The 4,354-nt window shown below is 76.4% G+C and carries 4 protein-coding genes; all 4 read right to left on the reverse strand.

The window, feature by feature from the left end; all coding sequences use genetic code 11:
- Positions 1-34: 34 nt before the first annotated feature.
- From AW16_RS0116500 to AW16_RS0116515, 4 genes are read right to left on the reverse strand one after another with little or no spacing between them, the layout of a single operon-like run.
- Entirely contained in the window at positions 35-1,768 is a 1,734-nt protein-coding gene (locus AW16_RS0116500; protein ID WP_029292199.1) for an L-aspartate oxidase, read from the reverse strand.
- Positions 1,765-2,268 carry an aspartate 1-decarboxylase gene (panD, locus tag AW16_RS0116505; RefSeq protein WP_051682039.1) on the reverse strand — a complete coding sequence of 168 codons (504 nt, stop codon included), beginning with the start codon at positions 2,266-2,268 and terminating at the stop codon, positions 1,765-1,767. The genes AW16_RS0116500 and panD overlap by 4 nt, the downstream gene beginning before the upstream one ends.
- The gene (gene panC, locus AW16_RS0116510) at positions 2,265-3,191 is read right to left on the reverse strand and encodes a pantoate--beta-alanine ligase (protein WP_051682040.1); all 927 of its coding nucleotides are present in this window, start codon (positions 3,189-3,191) and stop codon (positions 2,265-2,267) included. The genes panD and panC overlap by 4 nt, the downstream gene beginning before the upstream one ends.
- Positions 3,188-4,231, reverse strand: a complete 1,044-nt coding sequence (locus tag AW16_RS0116515; RefSeq protein WP_081861756.1) for a DUF2520 domain-containing protein — start codon at positions 4,229-4,231, stop codon at positions 3,188-3,190. Before AW16_RS0116515 ends, panC begins: the two co-directional genes overlap by 4 nt.
- Between the last annotated feature and the right edge of the window lie 123 nt (positions 4,232-4,354).

The raw sequence follows: 4,354 nt of genomic DNA on the forward strand, positions 1-4,354 counted from the left end.
GGCGGGCACCGGGTGGTCAGACGACGGCGGGTGGTCAGGCGAGGGGGGTGCGGGTCGTCGTGAGGTGGCCGTCCGGGTCCAGGGACAGCTCCAGGCGCAGGCGCCAGGCCTCGTCGGTCAGCGGGAAGTCCGTGCGGACGTGGCCGCCGCGGGTCTCCTCACGGGTCAGCGCGGCCGACGAGATGACGGTGGCGACCTGGTGGATGTTCGTCGTCTCCCACTCGGCGACCTGCGGCGCGGCGAGCAGGCGGCCGTCGTCGGTGCGCGCGTGCGCGTCGGTCGGGACCCGGTCCAGCGCCGCGAGCGCCGACGACAGCCCCGGACCCGTGCGCAGGACGCCCGGCCCGTCGGTCGCGATGCGCTGGATGCGTGCACGCGACGCCGCCGTGACGAGCGCGGCGTCGCCCGGACGTGGCGTGGGCGTGAGCTGCGGCAGGTCGTCGAGGCGCGACGAGATGTGCCGCGCCGCCCGGTGCGCGAACACCAGACCCTCGAGCAGCGAGTTCGACGCGAGCCGGTTGCCGCCGTGCACGCCGGTGCACGCGACCTCGCCCACCGCGTACAGGCCTGGCACGGTGGTGCGGCCGACGATGTCCGCGACGACCCCGCCCGAGTGGTAGTGCTGCGCGGGCGCGACGGGGATGAGCTCGGTCGCCATGTCGATGCCGTGCTGCGCGAGGCGCTCGAAGATCGTCGGGAAGCGCTGCCGCAGGAACGACGCACCGAGGTGCCGGGCGTCCAGCCACACGTGGTCCGACCCCGTCGAGGCGATGCGCTGCACGATCGCGTGCGCCACGACGTCACGCGGCGCGAGCTCGGCCATCGGGTGGACGTCGGGCATGAACCGCACTCCGTCGGTGTCGAGCAGGAGCGCACCCTCGCCGCGGACCGCCTCGGACACGAGGGTCAGCTGACCCTTCACTCCCGAGCCCAGCCACAGCACCGTCGGGTGGAACTGCACGAACTCGACGTCGCCCAGCACCGCGCCGGCCCGCAGCGCCGCCGCGATGCCGTCGCCCGTCGCCTGCGCGGGGTTGGTCGACGAGCGGTAGACCTGCCCGATGCCGCCCGTCGCGAGCACCACCGCGCGCCCGAGCGCCGCACCCACGCCGTCGCGCTGGCCCTCGCCGATCACGTGCAGCGTCACTCCGCACGCGGGGCCGGGCCGGCCGTCGGGTCCAGGCGGGCCGGTCAGCACGTCGACGACGAGCGCGTGCTCGATCACCTCGATGCCCGGGTCGTCGCGCACCGCCTCGATCTGCGCGACGAGGGCGCGTGCGATCTCGGCACCGGTCGCGTCGCCACCCGCGTGCACGATCCGGTCCGCGTGGTGGCCGCCCTCGCGGGTCAGCGAGATCGCGCCGTCCGGCCCGGTGTCGAACACCGCACCGCGCGCGACGAGCTCGCGCACACGTGCCGGGCCCTCGGTGACCAGCACCTCGACCGCGCGCGGGTCGCACAGGCCGGCACCCGCGTCGAGGGTGTCCTGCAGGTGCGCCGCGGGCGAGTCCGACGGGTCGAGCGCGGCCGCGATGCCGCCCTGCGCCCACACCGTCGAGCCGGACAGCAGCGCGTCCTTCGTCACCAGCAGCACGCGAGGCACGCGCGTGCGCAGCTCGAGCGCGGCGGTCAGGCCAGCGATCCCGGAGCCGACGACGACCGCGTCGGCCTCGGCCACCCAGCCGGGCGCGGGCGCCGCGAGGTGCGTCGCGAGCCGGGGTGCCGTCGCGGGCGCCGTCGTGCCCGGCGCGGGCGCGGTCGTCGTCACCGCGTGGGGCCGGCGTCCGCGTGGCGCGCGTGCGGGTGCGGGTGCTCGACGAGGTCGCGCCCCCGCTCGAACGGCACGCCGCTGCCGACCAGCCCCGAGGTGCGGGTCCACTCCTCCGGCACCTGGCCCGGGTCCTCGCACAGGTCGACGATCTTGTTCTCGCCGTCCACGAGCACGACGTGCGGGTGGTACGTGCGGGCCTCCTCGTCGGACAGCTGGCCGTACGCGATGAGGATGACCGTGTCCCCCGGGTGCACCAGGTGCGCAGCGGCGCCGTTGATGCAGATCTGGCCCGAGCCGGCCTCGCCCGCGATCGCATACGTCGTGAGCCGCGAGCCGTTGGTGACGTCGACGATGTCGACCTGCTGGCCGGGCAGCAGGTCCGCGGCCGCGAGCAGGTCCGCGTCGACCGTGACCGAGCCGACGTAGTGCAGGTCCGCCTGCGTCACGGTCGCGCGGTGGATCTTGCCGGTCATCATGGTGCGCACCAGGGAGGTCATGCGCGCTCCGTTCCGTCGGCGCCCGGTACGGACGCGTCCTGATCGGCGCCCGGTGCGGGCGCGGTGGGTCGGGCGCCCAGCACGAGCGCCGTGTTGTCGATGAGTCGCGTGGTCCCCACGCGCGCGGCGACCAGGAGGGTCGCGTCGCCGGTCGCGCCGGGAGCTACGGGGGTGAACGACTCGGGGTCGACGAGCGCCAGGTAGTCGAGCTCGTCGACCGCGCCGAGCTCGCCGCGCGCCGCCGCGAGGACGGCGTCGACGCCTCCGGGCGCGGCGGCCGCCCCGGCCCGCAGCGCCGCCGAGAGCCCCAACGCGCGCGCACGCTCGTCGGCCGAGAGGTACGCGTTGCGGCTGGACAGGGCGAGCCCGTCGGCGTCCCGCACGAGCGGCGCGCCGACCACCTCGACCGGCACGTCCAGGTCCCGCACCATCTGCCGCACCGCCGCGAGCTGCTGCGCGTCCTTGCGGCCGAACAGTGCAGCGTCCGGCCGCGTCAGGTGAAGCAGCTTGAGCACGACGGTCAGCACGCCGTCGAGGTGCCCGGGCCGGTGCGCGCCCTCGAGCACGTCCCCGATCGGTCCGGCCGTGACGCGCACGGCCGGGTCTCCCTGCGGGTACATCACGGCCTCGTCGGGGGCGAAGACGACGTCGCCGTCCCGCAGCAGGCCGGGGCCTGTGAGCAGGTCGAGGTCACGCTGCAGGTCACGCGGGTACCGCGAGAGGTCCTCGGTGGGCGCGAACTGCAGGGGGTTGACGAAGATCGTCACGACGACGTGGTCCGCGAGCGCGCGTGCCTGCTCGACGAGCGAGAGGTGGCCGGCGTGCAGCGCCCCCATCGTCATCACGACCGCGCGACGCCCTGGGCCCTGGGCGTCGAGCGCCGCGGCCAGGTCGTCGCGCGAGCGCGCGAGGGTCGGGCTCATGCGTCGTCCTCCTGGCCGTCGGGGTCGTACGGGGCGTCGGCGTCGTCCCGCTGCTCCTCCTTCTGGTGCAACCGCCCCGCCGCGTCGTCTGTGCCCGGACCTTCGCGGCCCGGACCGTCGTGGCCCGCGGCGCCGGTCCCGGGAGCGGTGCCGGGGGCGAGCGCGTCGAGGACGCCGGTCGCCGCGGCGGACGAGACGAGTCCCGCCGCGAGGGCACGGCCGGCGGCGGAACGTGCGAGTGCACGGTACCCCTCGACGACGTCCGCGGCCCCGCTCGCACCGGCGAACGCGGTGAGCGCCTCGAGGTGCTCGCGGACGGTCCCGGAGTCGCCGCGCCGCACCGGCCCGGTGAGCGCACCGATCGCACCCGCGCCCCGGTCGGTCTGCTCGGAGGCGTCGGGCGACGACGGCTGCTCCGCGCGCAGGGCGCCGTCGAGCGCGGCCTCCAGCAGCGGGGCGAGCATGCGGCCCGGGTCGACGACCCCCGCGGCGGCGAGTGCCTGCGCGGCCTGCGCGACGAGCACCACGAGGTGGTTGGCGCCGTGCGCGAGCGCCGCGTGGTAGAGCCCGCGGGCCTCCTCGTCGACCACCACGGGCTCCCCACCCACCTCGACGACGAGCGCCTGGCCGATCGGCAGCACCGGGGCCGGACCGGTCACCGCGAACGAGCAGCCCTCGAGCCGGGACAGGTCGAGCGAGGTCCCCGTGAACGTCATCGCCGGGTGCAGCGCGAGCGGGATGACCCCCGCCGCACGCGCCGGGGCGAGCACGTCCACCCCGTACCGGCCGGAGGTGTGCACGACGATCTGGCCGCCCTGCCACGCACCGACGTCGGCCAGCCCCTGCACGAGACCGCCCAGGACGTCGTCGGGCACCGCGAGCAGCACCAGCTCCGCGCGGCGCACCACCTCGGGAACGTCGAGCACCGGGACGCCGGGCAGCATCGCCTCCGCACGGTCGCGCGACTCGCGCGAGATCGCGCTCACCGCGACCACGGGATGCCCCGCGGACCGCAGCGCGCTGCCCAGCACGGCCCCCACCCGGCCCGGCCCGACCGCCCCCCCGGGCCCGTCGGGGCCGACGGGGCGCCGCGCCGCCCCAGCCGTCCGGGCCCGCCCTGGCCGCTCCCGACGACGAGCTGTGGGGCGTGCTCCCGATCGGCG

It is taken from the genome of Cellulomonas sp. HZM, from assembly GCF_000708885.1.
GTDB lineage: Bacteria > Actinomycetota > Actinomycetes > Actinomycetales > Cellulomonadaceae > Cellulomonas.

Excerpts from the sequence above, each read along its gene's own strand:
- panD (WP_051682039.1), bottom strand. The coding sequence starts at position 2,268 with ATGACCTCCCTGGTGCGCACCATGATGACCGGCAAGATCCACCGCGCG.
- panC (WP_051682040.1), bottom strand. The coding sequence starts at position 3,191 with ATGAGCCCGACCCTCGCGCGCTCGCGCGACGACCTGGCCGCGGCGCTC.